The sequence below is a fragment of the Novipirellula aureliae genome (assembly GCF_007860185.1).
Classification (GTDB): Bacteria; Planctomycetota; Planctomycetia; order Pirellulales; family Pirellulaceae; genus Novipirellula_A; species Novipirellula_A aureliae.
The window spans coordinates 326,353-347,723 of the sequence record NZ_SJPY01000005.1; the positions used below are offsets into that span (position 1 = coordinate 326,353).

Here is a 21,371-nt window from a genome sequence, read left to right on the forward strand (position 1 = left end):
AAACGGATTCCATCATGTTATATGCCGCGAAAACGCTGTGAATTCAGCTTCCTGCGAGTTAAGATCGACGGATTAACTCGCATTCGGAGCAATTTCATTCGATGGAAGACGTTTTACGCGGCGGCACGCTTTGATTTGGTCTTTCCGAGAGCAGCCCAAAGTGGATCGTTGTAGTCATCAGCCCACTGAGCGTAGTGATCCCAACAAACCTTCGGCGTGTTACCCATCAATCCGGCAAGCACCTCGATCGAAACCGGGTTCCCGGTGTAGTAACCCGATAACGTTCGCTTGGCAAAGGTATGCCGACACGTGTAGGTCACGCGATCAACCGGAAGTTTGAGCTTTTCTTTGATCAAACAGAAGTGCTGCACACCATTGCATCGCTTCCACTGTTTTCCATGCTTCGTCCGTAACAATGGGATGCCTGAACCCTTCGGCGCGGTCATCATTAACCGCCGTGTGATCTCTTCCATTTCGTCACAAAGCATGATGCGACGATCCTTTCCCGTTTTCTTCGCTGCTTTATGCCCATGTCCGCCATCGGCAGTGCGTGCCTTCAGCATAAAGAACAACCCGTGAGGCGTCTCGACGACATGGTCAGCAGTCACGATAGCCATTTCGGAGTAGGGACGAGCACCGGTAAGAATACAGCACTTGAGAAACAAGGCATGTGCCTCGTTTGTCGCGGAGTAGATCCTCTTTTCTTCATCCGGGCTAAATGAAGTCACTCGTGCCGTGGCGGCAGGCTTCTGATAGCTTGCGATCGGGTTGACATCGAGATCATCAAACTTACAGCAAAAGTTGAAAGCCGCCTTGATGCACGCGATCACATTCCTTTGAGTGTTATTGTTCCAGGTTTTGTGCTTCTGAAGCCAACTCCGAAGATGTTTCTTCTTCAGTTCCGGAACGGTCAACGCACCGCAGTAACCACAAAACTCGTTCAGCCAAGATTTGCTCAGCGTTGCCCACTCCGGTGACGCCGTGTTCGTCAGATCCGCCAAGTAGATTTCGCAAACCTGAGCGACGGTCCAGTCTTTGGACGAAGATGACACCGCTGGCATCAATTCGTCGGTCAGTTTGATCCGAGCCAGTGACAATTGAGCCGCCTCCTTATTGTCCTTGCCGCCAATCCGTTCGCCATCCTCGTCGAAGAGGGCTTCTCTCTTCTTCGTTCCGGGTGGGGTGAAGTACCAGCAGTCCGTTTGTTTCCAGTGCCACGCAGACCCGTGCTGCTGGCGACGTGATTTTCGATTCCTTGCCAAGTCGATGCGTGTTTTTGGAATGCTCGGTTGCCACCGAGAATTCCCACGTCATTTGCTACACAGAATAACTACACTCGCCATTTCAGCTTGCACAGCACTCTTCGCACAAACCCTTTATACACCCGTCACTTAAAGCCGAGTCAAGCGATCGCCCAAACATCGTTTTGATACTTGTCGACGACATGGGCTACGGCGACTTGGGTTGTTGTGGCTCCAAAACGAAGACGCCGAACATCGACAAGCTGGCAGCTGACGGGATACGTTTTAAACGATCTTTCGGCAGCCACCGTGTGTTCACCCAGCCGAGCGGCATCGCTTACCGGTCGGAGGCGGAAACATCCGCTGCCGGTGGTGTGCCCCTTCGATCCGTGGACAGTTGCACCATCGCCCCTCAGGCCGAGCCGATTCGTGTTGCCCTCCGGGCTAGTGGTTCGGTTTTCATCCATTCGGTGGCTCACGCCACCGGCAAAGATATGTCGGCCTCAAATGACGAGCCATCACATGAATCATCCGGGCTAGCGAGACTATTTTAGGTCTTTTTGATCCCAAGGAATCGTCCGGTCGAAGAGTGTGCCATACCGCTGGTAATCATTGTAGGGCACGGCTTGTTCCTTCCATTTGGTAAGCTCCTCATCGTATGTTTTTCGCATCGATTCAAGCATCGGAGCCGCCTCGGGATGATTGGCTAGGTTGGTCATCTCCATGGGGTCCCGTGTCAAGTGAAACAACTCTTCGGTTGGTTTCATTTTGGAATTCGCAAACCACCAGTAGGTATATTTCAGATTCTTCGTCAACACCGTCAAGGATCGCGTTGGCTCGGGCCCATACAAGTTCATGAAGGCCAGTTGTTGACGAACATCTGCATTCGGATTCTCCAACAGCGGTAACAAGCTGACTCCATCCATATTCCCGGGAATCGGCAATCCGGCCAGTTCTAGAATTGTAGGCGCAAAATCGATGTTGCCCGTCAGAGCGGAGCTGCGCAGTTGTTTGCCCGAGACAGCACGACGTGGATCGTAGATCATTAAGGGGACTCGCGACGATTCCTCCATCGGCAATACCTTTGATCCGTATCCGTGAGCTCCGCAGATGTAGCCGTTATCGCTGGTGTAGATCACGACAGTGTTATCAGCGATGCCCTGTGTTTCGAGTTCGTCGCGGATCATCCCGACCGCGACGTCGATCGCGTAAACCTGTTGGAAATACTTCGCCATTTCGGCATCGTACTGAGTGTCATAATTCCATTCGGTAAACCGTGGATACTGACGTCCCTGCTTGCTTTGCAGAGAAAAATGTTCGCCCGCCTCGCGTCCAAAGTTGGCTGGTTTCGTGAACTTCTTGCCCGCATAGATATGGTTGAACTGTGGATCGGGAGTCGCAGGCTTGTGTGGCGCTTTAAAGCTGATCGAAAGACACAACGGTTTGTTCTGTTTCACCGCTTCGCGAATGGCATCCTGACCGAATGCACCATAGGAGAGTGTCGAATGCGGGTACTTTTCCGCATACTTTGCCATCGATCGATTGTTCGCCGTCTCGTAGTCGGTTTGACCAGGGCCACCGCCCCAGATATCAAAGTCCTCTTCGCAAAGGCCCTTCCCTTCAACCACGATACCGAACTTACCTGCAAAAGCGGTCAGGTAGCCTGCTCCCCGCATCAGTACCGGGTAGGATTTCTGCCACACCTCAGGTTTCATGTCGCCATGGGTGAAGTTCGTTCCGGTTTTGTATTCGTACATCCCCGTAAAGACATTCGCACGGCTGGCCATACAGATTGAGGTCGTGTTGTAATGCCGGTCAAAGACGATTCCGTCCCGAGCCAGTTTGTCCATATTGGGTGTTTGAACTTCGTCGTTTCCATAGCAGCCGACCGACAATGTGTTCTGGTCATCAGCAAACAGGAAAACGATGTTTGGCTTCTCGGCGGCGTTCGCTATGTTGGTGAAGCTAAGTAAAAGGAATAGAACTGCGGTGCTGACTGATTTGTATTTCATGTTTGTACTCGTTTTTGATTTCATTTAATCGCCTTGCCTGCTGCGTAGCACGTCAAGATCTTTCACCCGATTCATTGACACCAACGAAAGTCTTCACGAGGTCCGCTTCTGCAATAGAAAAATTGTCCACCGTTTAATAGTTCAGTGTCCCACCCTTCGACGGTCTTTGGCTTTCGTTCTTCCACCACTCGCTAGGCCCTTCGGCTTCGATGTCATTCCAAACTTGAAAAAGGATATTCTTCATCTCTTCGGTTTTCTCAGGCATCTTGTCGGCCAAGTCGTTTTCTTCTTTCCAGTCCTTTTGGATATCGTAGAGTTGGAACTTTGTTAGTGTCTCGTTGCCGACGATTTTCCAATCGCCTATCCGCATCGCGACCCGATTATCTGGGGGGGAAACGTGGGTTCTCCAGAAAAGCGGGACCTTGCGTTGGAGCGGTTGGTTGGCCAGTGCGGGGACCATACTGACGCCGTCGATCGTACGGTCGGTCGGCAGCGGAATGCCGACGATGTCCAACACGGTGGCAAAAATGTCCGATCCGACGACTGGCACATCGCTGGTCGTGCCAGCAGAAATGTGTCCCGGCCAGCGGGCTAACCCAGGGACTCGGATTCCGCCTTCGTGGTCGCTGCGCTTTCGGCCTCGCAAACCACCCGTCGAACCTCCCGTTCTCGCGTTCTGACCCTCGGGCCCATTGTCGGATGTAAAAAACAAGAACGTATTCTCGCTGACTCCCTGTTCATCAAGTGCATCCATGACCATCCCCAAGGCATGGTCCATCTGAGTGATGTTGCCCATATACTTGCTGTTGGGATGCCCCTCATAAAGGGACTGGAAACGTGAATCCGTGGCGATCGGCTTGTGCGGTTCATGCACCCAAACCGATAATGCGAATGGTTTTGACGAGTCGTGAATGTCCTTCAGCCAATGAGTCGCTTCTGCGGCGACCAACAGCGCTGAATAGCCCTCGAGCTCGCCGACCGGTTCACCGTTGCGTATAAAATTGTCTGGGTTCTTATGGCTGGGAATGGCATTGTTTTGGGTATACATCCAGTAGTCATAACCATGGTCTCCCGGTTGAGGAAACTCCGGCTCATTGAATTGCTGCTTCGAAAGGAGATGCCACTTGCCGACATGACACGTCTCGTAACCAACTTCTTTCAATAGCTCTGGATAGGTGATCTCGCTGGCCCTTAGATGAGCTGGGTGGTTGCCCGATAGATGTCGCCAAACGCCGTTTCGGAACGGGGTCCGTCCCGTGAGGATGGCGGAGCGAGATGGGGAGCAAACACCGCATGCCGAATAGCACTGGGTAAACTTCACACCCTGCGATGCAAGCTTATCCATGTTCGGCGTTTGGATCCGTTCATTACCGTAGGTCGCCGAATCGCCCCAGCCCATATCGTCCGCCACAAAGACAACGATATTTGGTTTCGTCGAACTCGTTTCAGGTGAAGACTCTGACCTCGCATCATCGGAAAAACTGACTAGCAGTGCCAACAGCACCACTATGCGACTCGGACCAAAGTTACTCATTTATGACTCTCTATTTCTTTTCACCATTCCAGTAGCGGCATTCGCCGGAAATCCAGCTGTTTCGGAACTCTAGCAAACCCTATAACACTTGAGCCTTCCATCATAATGCGATAGAACCAATTTGTCTGTAGTCTGTTTAGATGACTAATAACCGTCCATCACCCACATCCGTTATCAGCTCGTCTATTATTGTTATCTATGAAATACGCGATCCGACTGTTCCCAATACTGTTTTTTCTCGCCGGGTGCGTGGGTCTGGTTCGGTTATCGTTTGAAAATGGTCGCCTTGTCGAGCAGATTGATCAGTTGGAAGCCGAGTTGGGGGGGATGTCGATCGAGGATTCCGACCGAGTCTATATGGTGGAAATCGAAACGCCTGACGTTCCACCCGAAATCGCATCGCATGTGGAGCGAGTTTGGCAATTTCGTTGTTACCTGCCGCCAGGCTACAGCTTCATGCGAACGAGTGGGGGGGGGCGAGTCGCGAAAGAAGGTATCTATTCGAGTGGCGGCTTCAGTACGAGTTGGAGTATGCCGGCCCCCAAAGCGATTCACAGTTTGTTGACATTGTGCACCCGAAGAAAGGACGGTCGATTCGAGGCGTTCTATTCATTCGGCGGGTCCTCGGGCACCAGCTCTTGGAATCGCTTCGACCCTGGTCGCTTGGACAATACGTTGGTCGTCCAGAAGCTGGTCAGCAGTGATCAGGGACCGCGTTCATTCAATCAGGATACGATACTGCCAGTGCTGAAGATTTACGATCCGAGTGGCTCCGAGACGGTGGAAGTCGATGGCGAGACACTCACAACTTACCCAGGTGGTCTGATCTTGCTGTGCCCGAAATCACGCGAATCGGAATTACACCAGTTACGGAAAGGCGAGACGCCCACGGAGTTTGACCCCAGTATGGTTGCAACGGAGGCGGGCTCGTGAAACCGTCCAAACCGCGTCGCGCCAAGGGGATGAAATTCTCACTGCGACATCTGCTGGTTTTAACCGCCTTGATCGCAATTGGAACGGCTGTTGGTCTGGCCTATCGCAAGAACGATTCGTTGCATCAACAGCGCGACGAACTGCTGTCGTTATCAGGTCAACTGCTGATCGCAGACGAGGACGAATTGGCTTCGACGGCGATGCCAAGGGTGGCTTACGAATATACCTCGTGGCAAGTCAATGTCCCCAGCGGGCAAGACTACGAGCTACGGCTGGGGATGGGAAACATGTTCGATAGACAGATTCCGCCGATTGTCGGTAGCGTGCGTATTCCCCCCGGACGACACCGGGTGACGCTTTATTCAGGCGATAATCCTGACCAAGACTTTCGCTATCTTGTTTACATCGATGGCGAACAAGCGATCGAAAAAACGATGGGCCGCGATTGGATACCGGGTGGTTGGTCGGTGGCTAGCGGCCTGACTTGGCCGCGTGGGGCGAAGTTTTCACCAGATCCGCTTCAACTTTCCGCAAAAAACTATACACCAAGGTACGACTTTGGCAGTCGCTATTATTTCAATCCTCAAAGTGACAGCTATGTGACGCAGAAAGGTTATCGGCTTTGGATCGACCAAAGAGACCAGACTTATCAACCTGCTTCGCCATTCATGGAACCTTCCTATGACTCAATGTATCGTGACATTGGGCTGCGTGATGGTCTGCGGTATAAAACGTCTGCTCCTCCAGAAAACCAATGGACGTTCACGCGACCGAAATATGGAACCCGCGATCCAGTTGTACAGATTTCCGCAGAGTTTTTCGGACACGACGGAGCCTCTCTCTCGTATCCGGACAAATCGTTCCCCTCGTGGCAACTTCAAAACGATGCGGTTAGCAATGAAGCACGAAATCGGCACAATGATTCCGAACAAACGACGTTCATCGCGAATTTGAAAGGCGTTTCAAATTTGCAAAATACCCTCCCGCCGGTTGTCGAGATGAAATGGGATGTGGACAGGCCCGATGAGGTTGGGTTGCGAATCGCCGACACGGCGGCGAACGACCGAATCAGCCGATGGCGACTTCGTATCCTTGACGGAAGTCACCATCTGTGGCGAGAACTCCAAATTGGTGACCGCCAGTGGATCGACCCTGATCATGCAATCAACGCTGCCAGCGTCTTCGATAAAGATTCAACAAACCCAGCGGTCTCGACGGTCCCAATCGACCTTGGAGACGACGTGGCAGAAGACACTCGGATCGCGTGGCAATCCAACGAAAAGCTGCCACTGCAAATCCTCATGCAAGAGCAAAAACAATACGTAGGCATGGCTCTTTACCAAGGTCTTCCGCTGACGCTGGTCATGGAGATTCCTGCCAGCTTGAAACCGACTCTGGCCGCTAAAATCGCCGATCAACACCCGACCCTTACAGACACCGGCTTCCCAGGAGGTGCGGTCTTCACTGAAATTCAGATTGACCTCGATGCAACCGAACGGGATTGGATCTGGCTACGGGCCGAATTGAAAGAGTAGATGCGCCCGTTCGCTACGTGCTGATGCGTATTACTGGTTCGACGGATGGATTCGCAGTACGCAAGAATGAGACCCATCACCGCCGATGAAGTTGGCTCCCGACGCGACATACAGATGTGTCGGCTTGCCCGCCTGCATCAGTACCTGCGGGCGTTCAAATTTCTTGCCGCGAAGCACCTTCGCACGGCTTATTATCTCTGAATTCAGATAGCGATCCACAGTGTCGAAACCCGTGATCGGCTGCTTGAAGTGGAGACCGTCCTCGGATTCCCAAAGGTATCCCGCTCCGGCTTTATTATGCGTCGTAACAAGATAGATTTTCCCGTTCTCGACGAAGGCATATTCATCCTCAATCTCCGTGTCATTGCTGGTCAGGAAGTCCTTGTGGAAAACGTAAGGACCTTCGACTTGGTCGGCAACCGCGACACCCATCCGCCGTACATCCCCCTTTCGCATCGCTTTGTAGTAGAGGTAGAATCGTCCATTCGGATGAACCATCAGTGCGGGGTTGTTCACCCCGACGACGGAATCATAACTCCACACCGAAGGATCTTCTGGTGGGGCAAGGATGAGCCCATCGTTGCCCGCTTTCTTCCAAGGTCCAGCGGGATGGTCTGCAATCATCATGCCGATTCGCTGAGAGGCAACACACTCTTTCTTTGTTCCCCCAGCATTGGCAATATGCAACAGAACATACTGGTCCCCCACTTTCTGCACGTTCGGATTGTGCGGCGATTGTCGATCCCAGGTTTCCAAACCCGATCCCTTTCGCACCACTTCCTGAAAAACAAACGGCCCCTCCGGCGACTCGCTGATGTAGCGGGCGATCTCACAATCGGTAAGCCAACCACCAAACTTCTTCTCCAACGGCCAACGGGAGACGAATAGGTGCGTTTTTCCTTCCGGACCGATGACGGGAGACGATCCCCAAACGTGATAGCCAGGCTCTTGCACCGCTACACCGACATACTCCAGACGATCTGCCCACGCGCGATCGGGACTCAAACGTTCGCTCGAATCGTCCGCGGAAGCTAATGTACAGACGATCGATAAACCAATAAGTGGAAGGACGGAATTCTTCATGTTCTCTCGTATTCTCGATGGGAATCGTGCTTGTCAGCATTGAAACTTAGGTAGTGGATCTTGTCAAAGATCCCAACGCACAAGGATCTTTAACAACATCCACTACCGCCAGACGTATCTTTCAGACGTATCTTTCATCCACGTTAAACCACTAGTGCTTCAACACGGAACTGGGCGGCAGAGGGACCGCATTTGCTTGACGCCAAGCAATCAATTCCTTCAACATTGCTTCGGCGATTTCGGGCTGGTCCTTGGCGACATTATGACTCTCGTTCAAGTCTTCGTTGGTGTTGTAGAGTTCGACCTCTCCCGTCTTGAGATATTGGATCAACTTCCATTCTCCCTTGCGGATAATCGAACATGGTGGGTTCTTGTAGGTGCTTGCAATGTGCCAGAACAATGCGCGGTCTCCGATCGCTCTACCCTGCATCAGAGGGACCAAACTGGTGCCATCGAGTATACCTTGATAATCCCTGACCCCGGCCAGTTCGAGGAACGTAGGGAAGTAGTCGAGTCCCTGCACCGGTTCGGCGGAGTTTCCGGGGGTGATCTGTTTTGACCAATTGATTAACGCCGGCACGCGTAGACCACCATCGTAAACGTACCCTTTCGCGCCACGCAGATTGTTGTTTGCGCTTTGCAAACCATTGAATCCATTGTCGGAGGTGAAAATGATCACGGTGTGCTCACGCAACCCCGATTGGTCAAGATAGTCGGTAATGCGTTTCACGTTGTCGTCAATCGATCTGACCATGGTCGCATAAGCGGCAATCTGCTTGCGATTGCTTTGGCCTTGCCCGGTCTGCGGATCAGCGGGCTTGTTCATGAAATGCTGTAGCAGCGTCTCGTTTCGGGCAACGGATGGCTTGTGGGGCGCGTAAAAATGCAGGTTCACAAAAAATGGCTGATCCTGATGACGCTCAATAAAATCAATCGCTTCATCCGTCAGCCGATCGGTCAGCCACTCATCATCCGGCTTGTCGGAAATAAATGGGTTCTTGAAGGGGGCAACATAACCACCGCCCGGCGATTGATAGCCCTTGCTAAAGCCACGTGCTGGATCACCCCACCAAGTGCCACCCACATTCTCATCGAAGCCGCGTCCCAAGGGATAGTACTTTTGAATTTCAGGTGATTGATGTTTGGAAAGCCAGCTTAGGTCGCCGTTGTTTGGTTGCCCTAGCTTTCTATCAAATGGGAACTCTGTTTCGTTTTCGGGGTACGGACCAACGATGTGCCACTTACCAAGATGGATCAACTTGTAGCCCGCTGCGCTCAACGGTTTGGCGTACACCGAATGCTCTTCGCCCACCGTCCATCGGGAAAAGATATTGTCGTTACGGTTGCCCTTTTCCAGCACGGGGACCGTGTAACATCCGGTGCGGAACGATTGCTGACCGGTCAACAATGCGGCTCGCGATGGCGAACAAGTGGGATACATGAAAGCGTTCTCGAGAACCAGGCTTTCTGCTGCGAGCGCATCCAAATGGGGTGTCTCAAAGTAGCGACTCCCCATGAATCCGACATCCTGCCATCCCAAATCATCTGCCATAATGAAAACGATATTCGGCTTCGGCTCCGCAGCAAAAAGAGCAATGCCTGTTGAAATTACCAACGATACGAATACGGTAGATGCCATCGCCAGTCGGTAATAACCACCCATCGTGGTTAACGAAACTACATTTTTTCGAATCGTGGACGTTATCACAGCAGTACTATTTCTTGAGTAAGTTGCCTCCCGGGGGGATTCACATTCTATGATCACCCAAACCGGTTTCTACGTCGAGCCCCTGCTGAAAAATAGAGGGTGTTAGGACTCCTATGGGGTTGGCAGGTTGTTCGAATTTAGCGACCTTCTCGCCCCCAGCGTGTTGTTCAGAAAGATTCGATCTACCGCGTCCTCGATCAAGCCATCGACTCTATTGCTTTGCCACCGCTTGATGTTAGGCTTGACAGAATAGTGACTGGGGCTGGAAGCCACATCCGCGGATTCTTGCCCTCATTCTCCGTTGTGGCAAAGCATTAGGGCTGCATCAATATCAAGAATTAGGGTTGGTCGTAATGGACGAGGTTACGAGTCCCTTACTGCACAGCGGTCCAAAAGGACTCGTTACCTCGTCCACTACCCTAAAACGAGACCTTGACGCACCATTAGCCATTCGTGCTCACTCGCTGGCCGATGCCTGGACGCTGTTTCCCCGCACATCACCGCACTTTTCGCATGCGGGCAAGAGCGAGTGCCGGACGCCTCCGCATTTTTCACATGTCTGAAACAGAGGGGTTTCACAGCACGGACAGGTGTAGGGTTGGTCCGGAGCTGCTGTCGATCCGTTGATCGGGACGGGCGTGTGTTTCTTCAAACTTCGTCGTGTCCAAGCAGCATATTTTAGTGGCCCTCGCTGGATCGGAAAGTCGCATATTGGACAGAAGAAGTTGGCATACGCTTCACGGTACTGGCGCAGCAACCAGTCCCGACTCGGCTTTGCCACCAGACGCAGTAACCGCACCAAGACGCCCGTCGCAATCGAAAGCGAAAGCCCGATCAAAATGTATTTGAAATAGATCGCCGGGAAGTGATCGTGCATCACGAGCAGGACACGCAAAGCAACCGCGCCGCTGATCGCGTACACCAACATCGCATACGTGCCGCCCGCCTGTCGCAGAAAAAGCAATCCACAAACAAGCAGCATTGGGATCAACATCCCTAGCTTGTACGCGGCCAATTTCCATTGGTGCTGCTCATGCAATTTCTTATATTCGTCGTTGATCGGTTGGCTGGCAAGGGTGATGGCTGCCGCATTCTGACGTTGCTTTTCTTTGACGTCGTTTAAGTCGTCGTTCAGATTCGACAGTTCGGCGTTGAGAGTCTGCGTCTGGTTCTGATTGCTAAGAAACAGCTGCAAGCTATCCGTTAACGCTTGCTGTTGGCCTTCGCTCAGCGACGTTTCATTTTGGTCGGCGTTGCGTTTGAGCTCGAGAAGTTGGTTGATGGTTTGCTGTGAGTCACTGGTGGTTTGCGCGGTCAATCGACGTCGTTGCTCCGTTGATTCGATCTGCTGCTTTCGATCAACCAACTCAGCGGCGAGTGATCGCCGCTCGTTCTGCAGTGATTGAGGAAGTCCCACCTCGAGCATTTGGCTGTAGTCGGGCCCCTTCACACGATCGATGTCTTGGATGATGTAGCCCAGCAACCAGAAGGCGAGCAGCCCGACCGCGATACTAAATCCAAAAACCATGGCCCGAAGCATGAATGAGCCGCGATGTTTTTTTGTCTTCATGGTTTTGCCTGAGATAGAGCACTTGAAATGGGGTCTACCTCACCATAGAGCCCGCGGCGCTGCGAGTCTGCGCAGAAAACCAAAACTTATTGGTGAGCCGACGGCATTCGCAAATGCCACCTTTCGGAGCGATTTAGGTGTAACCTTTGCCCGTCATTAATTCATCAAACGCGTCCTCATCCATGTTGACCAATTCTTGTTGTACGAACACCAACGCATTGTGTCCGCCAATCGCCTTGACATCGGTTCTCAAACGGGGCATTCCAGAGCCAGCCTGTCTGTGACCTTGATCACGTTTGACGAACCGATTGGCCACGGTGCCAGGCACTTGATTTTGCCAGGATTCGACTCGCATTCTACCCTCTTCCAACTGAACGCCTTTGTCGGCATCCAAAACCAATAGCAGCCCGTTCGTGATGCTGATTTCGGCTGGGTTTGATTCCGTCTTAGAATCGCCTTCATCGTCGCCACGGTCGTCACCACGCTCGTCGCCACGCTCGTCACCACGCTCGTCACCACGCTCGTCGCGGGCAACCCAAACAATCGCTCCTTGGATCGGCTTCCGAAATTGGGGACTCACGTCGATGGCTTCGGTGTGACCGAGCGACGTAAAGAATGATCGGCCACCGTCGTATTGTTGGCAACAAGTGAAAGGATGGTCGCCGCCCATCTCTTGTCCACCCTGGTACGAATCCTCGTCAACTGAAATCAGCACATGCACGTTTTCTCGGGGATTGGAACCAAAGCGGTGCCATTCGTCGGTCGCGGTCCATTGCTCGGGCAGATATCGTGTCGCGACATGGATGCGACCTTCGACATTCAAGTTGGCTTGCTGGACCTTGGGATGGTCGATCAACATCGTTCGGATCAAGCCCTCGTACCGTTGCTGGAATTCCTCAAGCTCTTTCCAAATCGCTCCCGCGCAGTGAATGCCAACAAAACCGCCAAGAATGCTACTTACCTATCGCATACAGGTATTCTTTTCGTTCATCGGATTCTCTGGATCCGTGCCGGAGGATCAACTTTCCGTCTGCATAGATAGGTGACGCAAACGAAATGTCGCCCAAACGGTTCTCTGCAAGGCTCTCGAAGTGATCAGAGGAAGCGCGAAAAACGAGCGTTTCTCCACTCTCGTTTGAAGCATAAATTCGGTCACCTATCAGTAGTGGCGAGGCGCTGTGGGGGCCCTTCATTCGCTGCCGCCACATCTGGGTTCCATCCGAGGCTCTCCAGCAATAGCCAACGCCATTGTTTCCGATTCCGTACAAATAATCACCAGCGATCAACATCGATTGCTCGTAACATTTCACTTTGTTTTCCCAAACGATTTCAGCACGATCGTTAGAAACGGCAATTCCGAATGTGCCAGAGTCGGGATAGCCTCCGCTGGCAAAGACCATCGAATGGTTCCATACCACGGTTCCACAGGTTGTATCCGTCGTCGCTGGTACAGCCCAAATCTGCTTGCCGTTTTTGGGATCATAGGAGGCAACTTGAGAACCACCGCTGATCACAATCTGCTGCCTGTCGCCGACGTTTGCTAGAATCGGCGATGAGTAGCTGGTGAATTTCGGGCGAGTTACCTTCCATCGCTGTTCGCCGCTATCTTTCGCCAGTGCGTACAGACCGCGATCATCGTTATCGATGTCGACAGCGACCACGACGGAATCGTCAAGCAACAAAAGGGACGCCCCGTAACCAAACCAAAACTTGCTGCTGACGCGATAGGGTGCGACTGATCGTTGCCAGAGAATCTTTCCGTCTAACGAAACAGCGCTGGCTTGAATCGAATCGTTGACCTGGACAACGACAAAAATCGCGTTGCCGTCACTCGACGGCGTTCCCGACGCACACGTGTTCTTATTGTGCATGTAATTCGGCGGGACAACCCCCTCGTGAAGCACCACTCGCTGAGACCGTTTTCCATCGTCTAGGTCGTACCGCAACAGGGAGATCGTTTTCGTGTCTGATTCATGTGTCAGTACGTAGATGCTCTTATCGACAACAATCGGAGACGCGTGCCCCATTCCCGGTATCGGGCTTTTCCACAGAACGTTCTCTGACGGTGACCAAGTAAGAGGAATCGAATCGATCGCCGACTCCGGTGTGTGATTGTTGAGTGTCGGGCCACGCCAGACCCGCCAATCCTCGGCCGCAAGAAGGGATGGAAGTAAAACCGTGAGCAGCATCGGATACATGATTCGGCGCATGGAGGCAGTGACCATTTCGTCAATTGGCGTGGTGAGATCGCGTTTGGGGACAGCATACCAGGTTAGACGATATCCGTTAAGATCGCCAAAGACACGGGGACGGTTCAACCGCGACGACTCCGGCGTGGTGGCTCCAAACACAATGATATCGGCCTAATTGTCATCGGCACTGGGCTGCATTTGCCTGCGTTGATCTGCGAACAGCGGCGCGAGAACTCTAGCAACGTGTTTTGCAATTATCGCATTGCCAGCTTCACTGGGATGAACACCGTCTTTGCTCAACCACTGTGGTTCCTTCGCGAGTAACTGATTGAGATCAACGAGTGGCGCATTCTGATCAGCCGCCACCTGACTCGCAGCCTCCCGATAGTTTTCAATCAGCTTGGCAAGGCCGCCAAGAGCCTCGAACGGATCACGCTGATGTCGTATGAAGAAAGCTTCGTGCTCAATCGGCGGCAAAGTGCAGAGGATGACGCGTGCCTTCTGCTTTCGGCATTGAGCAACGATCGATTCCAGGTTGGCCTTGTATTGTGCGACGGGAACATAAGCATGATCGGCGTCCGCACGCAGGTCGTTCGTCCCAAACAGGATAACGACCACGTGTGGCTTTTGAGCCAGAACATCGTCCGCCAATCGTCGTAGCGCTTTCGCTGTTGAATTACCCGCGACCCCAGCATTGATTGCATCGAACCCTGTGAGTCTGGCCAGAATCTGCGGATACCCTCGTTTGGTGATGCTATCACCAAAGCAGACGACTCTGGGCTTTGCTGGAGTGTCCAAAGGCGGTGCACTCCACGCGAACGCGGCGTCAACAGCGAACTGCAAACAAATCAACATGAGGAAAGTAAAATAACGATCTCGGCGTTGGTCGATTGCTGGTATATCGATTGCTGGTAAATCGTAAGTCGTTTTCATCGGCCCTGCAGGGTCCTGCTTGCTCACTCCGATGGCAATTCTTTGATACGGATGAGCTACCGCTTCAGACTTTCACTCTGAAACCAACGGCGAAAATCCTGAATTGAACCCCACCATGTTGTCCGCATAAAGTACCAGAACATTCATCGCTGCTGCTGAGGGTTAACGATCGTTCGCCCCAGTGACCAGACGGGTGTCGATCAACTGGGTTGCGGCGAAGCACAAAAACACTATCAGGAGGCACCTTGTTCTGGTCACTCGGGAATATTGGAGTTTAGGATGGTTAGCGTGTGTCAAGTTGGGGGAGCGGAAGATCGCCAAGGGTTTCGGACCACTCGGAGAAAAAAAGGGAGGTCTTGACGACCTCCGCTACGACCAAATCCGGACTAGGCCGGTGGACTAGGCTGGTGAACCTAGATACTTACTTCGGCTCGGCCGTGACATCAATTGGTTGGCCATCTCATTACCGATGAAAACTTCTTTCACTGGATCCCACTTCAGATCCTCGCCAACCATCAACGCGATGTTGCACATGTGACAACTGGTCATCGTGCGGTGATGCGAGTAAACGTCCGAGATTGGTTCGGAGCGATCTTTGACGCACTCAAAGAAGTTCTGCATATGGCTGGTGATCGGTTTGTCCTTGTAAAGTTTGGCGACGGCATCTTCGAGTTTCTTGTTGTCCGACTCGGTCAGATCCTCGACAGGTTTGCCGGTTAGCTTGCCACGATTGACAAAGAGGCGTCCCTGACTGCCTTCAAATAGGATCCCGTTGGGAAACGTCGTGTCTCCATCTTCGGACACATATTTGTCATGAACATTCAAAGCCGAACCATTTTCGAATGTCAAGTTGACACTAAATTTGGTGGCGGCGTTGTAGCCATTTTCTAGCTCGGCTTTGCCTTCAAAGAATGCCACCCAATCAAAACCCTCGGGAACGACATTTCCAAATTGCCCTGTGCCGCTGATGCTGGTTGGGCCAGTCTTGTCCATCCCAATAGCCCACTGGGCTATATCAATGTGGTGGGCTCCCCAATCGGTCATCTTGCCACCAGAATACTCCATATACCAACGGAAGAATTTTCGGCGTTCGAGTGAGTAGTCAGCCGCTCGCGCTGGCCCCACCCAAAAGTCCCAGTTCAGCTTTTCAGGAACCTTTGATGTCGGGAAGGGACCTTCGCCGGGAGCCCCACCGATCGCAAGTTGCGCGGTGACGTTATCGCCGACATAGCCCTCCTGTATCATTGCAACCGCTTTCAAGAATCGTTTACCCATCTCGGTACGCTGTTGTGTCCCGACCTGAAAGACCTTGCCGGTCTCCTTCACAACTTTGCAGATCTCCTTGCCCTCATCGATCGTCAACGTGAGCGGTTTCTCGCAGTACACATCGCAACCAGCACGCAAGGCATACGTCGCGATCGGAACGTGCCAATGGTCATTGGTTCCGATCACGACAATGTCGGGACGTTCCGTGTCGATCAGCTTCCGATAGTCGACGTATTCCTTTAGTTTTCCGCCGAACATTCTGTCCGCGTTGAATTCCGCATTGTGCCGTTCGTCGACGTCGCAAACGGCAATCATCTTGCCAAATTTTGCGGCCTGCCGTGAAACCTCTCCGCCACGACTGTATCGACCCCGACTGCCGCCTACGCCGATCGCGGCGATGGTCAAATCCGTATCTTGAACTTGAGCCGCATTGGCGGTGCTGGTCAAGATGTACGGATTGGCGACTAAAGCCGCTGAGGTCAAAGCACTGTTTTTAAGAAAGTTCCTGCGAGTCGTCATGGTTGTTCCTAAATCGAGAATGGTTGTGAAATTTCGGATTTCTATAGAGGTTTCGTGCGGCTCTTCTACTGTTCTTTAGTCAGTGTCTTCGCGACTCGACCGGGAGCATCGACTTTCTGCGAAAGAGTTGCAATCAGCTTCCCATTACTCAAAGTCGTTTGCAACGTTTTTAATCGGTCGCTGCGGGGCTTGATAATCGTAAGCTCGCGAGCGACGATACTCCTCTTCTCTGTATTGATCCATTCGCTGTAACGCCAACGTAGCGTACAAATATTGTAACCCATCGTCGAACCGCTAGGATACTGGCTCAACGAAATTTCGCGAGAAAACGCTTCGAAACTTCCGAGATTGGAATTAAAACTTATGCCGTCGCCGGTCGTTGGAACCGTGCCGCCGGAGCCTTCGCAAAGCCGCTTTTAGCCAAAGCGACTTGAAGTAGAACGAAACTTAAGGCAGGTCGAATCATCGGTGTTTTCTTCGATCAGCGATTCGCTCGTCGCAACGATCCGTGGAAAGCTAGTTTGGACAACCTCGTTTTTGTCCGATGCAACCTGCCAAAAGAATCGCGGGGCGGTTGTGCCGAGGCCGCGCGGATCGACCAAACATTCGCACTCCCGTTCGGTCGGTTTGATGTTTGGGAAAAATACGCCGCGGAAGCGATGATCGCGACCAAGATGACGATCGATCGCATGCTTATTGCTTCTCCCTTTGGATGCGATCAACACCTGCTGGGAGCTAGAAGCAAGAGACACCGCGTTACGATCACTCGCTCTTCAGTGCGTCAAAATGTCCACCTTGTGACTTGGGCACTTTGGGTCTCTTTCGAACGAGTGCGTCTCTTTGGTACGATCGTCATGGCTGTTACCCGTCCAAAATTCTCCAAATAGAAGAAGTCCATACCGTGTCGACAACTCATCCTACCCCGAAATCCTCACCCGCTGACACTTCCTTAGAATCTCTATCGCTCACGGTGGGTGGACACGAGTTCACTAGCCGGTTGTTTGTGGGGACCGGCCGCTATGACACGATGGAGCAGATGCGCGAATCGTTAGACCAATCGGGCAGCCAATGCGTGACGGTAGCGGTTCGTCGAGAACGGCTATACGATCGACTTGGCCAAAACATTCTCGATTTCATTGACTTGGATCGCTACATCTTGTTGCCCAACACGGCCGGTTGTTTCACCGCAGCAGATGCGATTCGAACAGCGAAGCTGGGCCGTGAAATCCTCCGTACGTTGGAAAACCCTGGTGCTGACTGGGTGAAATTGGAGGTATTGGGCGACAGTCGTACGTTGCTACCCGATCCGGTCGAGACGATTGCCGCTTGCCAGGAACTGACGGCAGAAGGTTTTAAAGTGCTCTGCTATACGAACGATTGCCCGGTCACTGCCCAACGGCTAAAGGCAGCAGGAGCGACGAGTGTGATGCCTGCGGGAAGCCCGATCGGAAGTGGCCAAGGTATGCTCAATCCCAATAATTTCCGCATGATCATGCAATATTTGAAGGAAGATGATCCGGACTATCCAGTGATCGTCGATGCCGGTGTCGGAACAGCAAGCGATGTGAGCGTCGCGTTTGAACTTGGTGCGGACGGCGTCCTTCTCAACACAGCGATCGCACACGCCCGCGAACCGGCAAGGATGGCCCGGGCGATGAAACATGCAGCGATCGCGGGAAGAGAAGCCTATCTTGCAGGCCGAATCCCCAAGAAGTTATACGGCAGTGCCAGCAGCCCCGAAGAGGGCGTCATCAGTACCAGGCCGTATGGTTCAAAGCCTGTCGAACCTTCGTAGGTCCGTCTCTCCGAGACGGACAATACCGGTTCAACGAGTCTCGGAGAGACTCGGCTACGTCGATCCGTCTCGCTGAGACGGAAGCTATTAGTCCACGAGTCTCGGAGAGACTCGGCTACGTCGATCCGTCTCGCCGAGACGGAAACCATTAGTCCACGAGTCTCGGAGAGACTCGGCTACGTCGATACGTCTTGCGGAGACGGAAACTATTAGTCCACGAGTCTCGGAGAGACTCGGCTACGTCGATCCGTCTCGCTGAGACGGAAACTATTAGTCCACGAGTCTCGGAGAGACTCGGCTACGTCGATCCGTCTCGCTGAGACGGAAGCTATTAGTCCACGAGTCTCGGAGAGACTCGGCTACGTAGGTCCGTCTCTCCGAGACGGACAATGCCGGTTCAACGAGTCTCGGAGAGACTCGGCTACGTAGGTCCGTCTCTCCGAGACGGACAATGCCGGTTCAACGAGTCTCGGAGAGACTCGGCTACGTCGATCCGTCTCGCTGAGACGGAAGCTATTAGTCCACGAGTCTCGGAGAGACTCGGCTATGTCGATCCGTCTCGCTGAGACGGAAACTATTAGTCCACGAGTCTCGGAGAGACTCGGCTACGTCGATCCGTCTCGCTGAGACGGAAACATATGAGCACCACGAGTCTCGGAGAGACTCGGCTACGTCGATCCGTCTCGCCGAGACGGAAACTATTAGTCAACGAGTCTCGGAGAGACTCGGCTATTCCTTCTCGTTTTCTTTCTCAGCACCCTTCGGTGTGTTGTCCTCGTATTTCGCTTCGGGGATACTTCCCTCTTCGCGAGTGGACAAGACATTATGATAGACCGCGAATTCCTCATGCTCATCACCATCGGTTTTCTCGACCTTTTCTTCCGTGATGGTTGCCGCTTCGACAATCATTTCGATCACCTTGCGTTCAACGATTTGGTTACGAACCGCGTCCATCTGGCCGCTCTTTTCGAGGCGAGCACGCGTTTTGCGTTCGGTCATATCGCTTTGCTGAGAGATCAGAGCGATTTCCGCATCGTAATCGGCAGCCTCAGCGTCAACATTTTCCTCCTCGGCAATTTTCTCGAGGATAAAGTGCTCTCGAAGCGATGATTCCGTCGACGCTTTTGCGTTTTGTCGAGCGGCATTCACAAACCGGCGAATATTGTCCTCATCGAAACCGCTGCGTCGGAGTTCCAATACTTTGCGTTGGAGTTCTCGTTGAGTTTGACGAGTGACCAATGTTTCGGGAAGTTCGAAGTCAGCATTCCCAGCCAACTTTTCAACAACCGTTTCACGCATCTTTTGCTGCGTTCGATAATCGGCTTGGCGAACCAGAGAATCGCGAACGAAGTCTCGCAATTCTTCTTCCGACTCAAAATCACCCAGCTCTTCAAGGAACGAGGGGGTCAACTTCGGCAGTTCGCTCTTGAGCACTTCGACAACGCGAATTTCAGCATCCACTTCGGTTCCACGCAATGCTTCATCAGCAACGCTGTCGCTAAGTTTAACCTTGCCAGTTCGAACGTCGTCTTCGGTTGCATCCTTCATCAATGTCCCGAAGTCTTCGATCACTCCATCGGACAAACTTAGACGATTACAGAATGTGACACGTTCCTCCTCCAGTTTGGAAAGTAGCTTTCCGTTATCGGTGAACTTGATGTCGACAACGAGTTTGTCGCCGAGTTCTGCCGGTTCGTCCGTTGCTTCGAGTGTCGCATAACGGCTGAGGACACGCTGGAGAGATTCTTGAACGTCATCGTCAGAAATCTCTTCAACCTGCTTCGTCAGTTCGAGACCTTTCCAGGTCGGGGTTTCGAAATCGGGGCGGACCTCGATTGTGAACTGGTATTTAAAATCGCCATCATCTTCGGGCAGTTCGATCGATTCGAAGTCAAAATCGGGCTCGCCAATGGCGGAGAACTCTTCATTCTCGCTGACTTGAGCAAGCGAATCCATCAACAGCGTCCCTTTGACCTGCTCGCGAACGCGATCACGAAACTGTTTTTCGACTAACTTGCGAGGCGCGCGGCCTGCGCGAAAGCCAGACACGCTCGCTTCGGGAACAATCTCGTCATAAGCGTCTTTCAGATAACGTTCAACCTCTTGATGGGGAATTGTCACAACCACTTCCCGTACGCAAGCGCTAGGGCTTTCGACCTTGGATTGCAGTTGAATCGTTTTCTTTTCATCAGAAACGGGATTGGTTTCGGGCTCGGTGGAAGTAGACATCCGCGTTAGGCCTCTCGTCTTTTGGCTTGATCGTATTCAGCAGTAAAAAAAGGGTGGCTTTGGCCAGTCGAACAACGACTCAGGCTCTCCCCTCGTACATTTAGATTTCGTTGATCTTATCGATCGGATCTAAGCAGGTTAGTTTAGCGTGCGATTTCGAACGGGGGAACGGGAGGCGAGCCGTAGAAACTTTTTTTCTCTTTTTGCCTCACTGGTCTTGCAAAGTTTTTGAGCAGTCGATAATCTTTGCGGACATGAAAGACCTGCGGCTGTAGCTCAGTTGGCAGAGCATCACGTTGCCAACGTGATTGTCGTCGGTTCGAATCCGATCAGCCGCTCTTTCTTTTTCTCTTTGGCCCCGTCGGCCTGGCTTGCCTAACGCCCCCCTGCGTCTGAAAACGGCTTTGCGTCTGAAAACGGCTTTGCCGAACTCTTGGTCGGTGTCTCAGGGCGGGGTGGTCTCAGGGCGGAAAGCCTCTACTGATTCGCTCGGTCCATCTTCGACCCTTAGCTTTCAATCCCCAAGGCTGTCGATCCTGTCCACCTAGCGCTTTGTCACCGCTTGATTTTCGGCTTGGCAAAAGAGTGGCTGGAGTATCTTGCCCCAATAAGCGGCGGTTGGAGACCACGGCCACGAAAGATTCTTACTCTCATTCTTCGTTGTGACAAAGCACTGGGGAATCGAGCAACGATGGCATATCGAGCAACGATGGCATTCAGCGCCCCGTCCCATGGAGATGCGTTTTGTCGGGGGAGCAAATTATCGGGGGAGCAAAAGTTTCATTGGGCCAGACTGACAACACCACTCGCCACCGATTCTA

18 protein-coding genes and 1 tRNA gene are annotated in these 21,371 nt (G+C 52.5%); 6 read left to right on the forward strand and 13 right to left on the reverse strand.

From position 1 onward, the window contains the following. Positions 1 to 113 precede the first annotated feature (113 nt). The gene (locus Q31b_RS16320) at positions 114 to 1,262 is read right to left on the reverse strand and encodes a tyrosine-type recombinase/integrase (RefSeq protein ID WP_231617624.1); all 1,149 of its coding nucleotides are present in this window, start codon (positions 1,260 to 1,262) and stop codon (positions 114 to 116) included. Positions 1,263 to 1,444: 182 nt separating this feature from the next. On the opposite strand from Q31b_RS16320, the gene Q31b_RS16325 reads away from it, so the two are divergent. Further along, a complete protein-coding gene (locus tag Q31b_RS16325; protein ID WP_231617661.1) occupies positions 1,445 to 1,795 on the forward strand; it encodes a hypothetical protein in 351 nt (116 codons plus the stop codon). Here Q31b_RS16325 and Q31b_RS16330 read toward each other — a convergent pair. Together Q31b_RS16330 and Q31b_RS16335 are read right to left on the reverse strand one after the other, a co-directional pair. Next, positions 1,787 to 3,253, reverse strand: a complete 1,467-nt coding sequence (locus Q31b_RS16330; protein ID WP_231617625.1) for a sulfatase family protein — start codon at positions 3,251 to 3,253, stop codon at positions 1,787 to 1,789. The two genes, Q31b_RS16325 and Q31b_RS16330, sit on opposite strands and share 9 nt — an antisense overlap. 133 nt (positions 3,254 to 3,386) lie before the next feature. Then, on the reverse strand, positions 3,387 to 4,787 hold the full coding sequence (locus tag Q31b_RS16335) for a sulfatase-like hydrolase/transferase (RefSeq protein ID WP_146600727.1): 1,401 nt from the start codon (positions 4,785 to 4,787) through the stop codon (positions 3,387 to 3,389). Positions 4,788 to 4,985: 198 nt separating this feature from the next. Here Q31b_RS16335 and Q31b_RS16340 point away from each other — a divergent pair, with 198 nt between their 5' ends. Then, entirely contained in the window at positions 4,986 to 5,720 is a 735-nt protein-coding gene (locus Q31b_RS16340) for a hypothetical protein (RefSeq protein WP_146600728.1), read from the forward strand. Further along, entirely contained in the window at positions 5,717 to 7,255 is a 1,539-nt protein-coding gene (locus tag Q31b_RS16345; RefSeq protein WP_146600729.1) for a hypothetical protein, read from the forward strand. Before Q31b_RS16340 ends, Q31b_RS16345 begins: the two co-directional genes overlap by 4 nt. Before the next feature lie 30 nt (positions 7,256 to 7,285). On the opposite strand, the gene Q31b_RS16350 is transcribed toward Q31b_RS16345, so the two are convergent. The 9 genes from Q31b_RS16350 to Q31b_RS29800 all read right to left on the reverse strand — a co-directional run bounded on the left by Q31b_RS16350 (position 7,286) and on the right by Q31b_RS29800 (position 17,128). After that, entirely contained in the window at positions 7,286 to 8,338 is a 1,053-nt protein-coding gene (locus tag Q31b_RS16350) for a glycoside hydrolase family protein (RefSeq protein WP_146600730.1), read from the reverse strand. A gap of 151 nt (positions 8,339 to 8,489) precedes the next feature. Then, positions 8,490 to 9,977: a sulfatase gene (locus tag Q31b_RS16355; RefSeq protein ID WP_231617626.1), complete on the reverse strand. Its 1,488-nt coding sequence runs from the start codon at positions 9,975 to 9,977 to the stop codon at positions 8,490 to 8,492. A 526-nt stretch (positions 9,978 to 10,503) separates the two neighbouring features. After that, the gene (locus tag Q31b_RS16360; protein ID WP_146600731.1) at positions 10,504 to 11,616 is read right to left on the reverse strand and encodes a hypothetical protein; all 1,113 of its coding nucleotides are present in this window, start codon (positions 11,614 to 11,616) and stop codon (positions 10,504 to 10,506) included. A 133-nt stretch (positions 11,617 to 11,749) separates the two neighbouring features. Then, positions 11,750 to 12,568 (reverse strand): ThuA domain-containing protein, encoded by an 819-nt coding sequence (locus tag Q31b_RS16365; protein ID WP_146600732.1) that lies wholly within the window; start codon positions 12,566 to 12,568, stop codon positions 11,750 to 11,752. 1 nt (position 12,569) lies between these two features. After that, complete coding sequence (locus Q31b_RS16370; RefSeq protein ID WP_231617627.1) at positions 12,570 to 13,934, reverse strand: outer membrane protein assembly factor BamB family protein; 1,365 nt, start codon at positions 13,932 to 13,934, stop codon at positions 12,570 to 12,572. Between the two features lie 45 nt (positions 13,935 to 13,979). After that, positions 13,980 to 14,768, reverse strand: a complete 789-nt coding sequence (locus Q31b_RS16375) for an SGNH/GDSL hydrolase family protein (protein ID WP_146600733.1) — start codon at positions 14,766 to 14,768, stop codon at positions 13,980 to 13,982. Positions 14,769 to 15,140: 372 nt separating this feature from the next. Next, the gene (locus tag Q31b_RS16380; protein WP_146600734.1) at positions 15,141 to 16,526 is read right to left on the reverse strand and encodes a Gfo/Idh/MocA family protein; all 1,386 of its coding nucleotides are present in this window, start codon (positions 16,524 to 16,526) and stop codon (positions 15,141 to 15,143) included. Between the two features lie 65 nt (positions 16,527 to 16,591). Further along, complete coding sequence (locus Q31b_RS16385; protein ID WP_146600735.1) at positions 16,592 to 16,810, reverse strand: hypothetical protein; 219 nt, start codon at positions 16,808 to 16,810, stop codon at positions 16,592 to 16,594. Between the two features lie 132 nt (positions 16,811 to 16,942). After that, a complete protein-coding gene (locus Q31b_RS29800) occupies positions 16,943 to 17,128 on the reverse strand; it encodes a hypothetical protein (protein ID WP_449289931.1) in 186 nt (61 codons plus the stop codon). On the opposite strand from Q31b_RS29800, the gene Q31b_RS16390 reads away from it, so the two are divergent. Together Q31b_RS16390 and Q31b_RS16395 are read left to right on the forward strand one after the other, a co-directional pair. Then, entirely contained in the window at positions 17,048 to 17,413 is a 366-nt protein-coding gene (locus tag Q31b_RS16390) for a hypothetical protein (RefSeq protein WP_146600736.1), read from the forward strand. The genes Q31b_RS29800 and Q31b_RS16390 overlap by 81 nt on opposite strands. A gap of 83 nt (positions 17,414 to 17,496) precedes the next feature. Further along, a complete protein-coding gene (locus tag Q31b_RS16395) occupies positions 17,497 to 18,321 on the forward strand; it encodes a thiazole synthase (RefSeq protein ID WP_146600985.1) in 825 nt (274 codons plus the stop codon). 729 nt (positions 18,322 to 19,050) lie between these two features. Here Q31b_RS16395 and tig read toward each other — a convergent pair. Continuing rightward, a complete protein-coding gene (tig, locus tag Q31b_RS16400; RefSeq protein ID WP_146600737.1) occupies positions 19,051 to 20,550 on the reverse strand; it encodes a trigger factor in 1,500 nt (499 codons plus the stop codon). 265 nt (positions 20,551 to 20,815) lie between these two features. On the opposite strand from tig, the gene Q31b_RS16405 reads away from it, so the two are divergent. After that, a tRNA-Gly gene (locus tag Q31b_RS16405) sits at positions 20,816 to 20,888 on the forward strand. Positions 20,889 to 21,371: the final 483 nt, after the last annotated feature.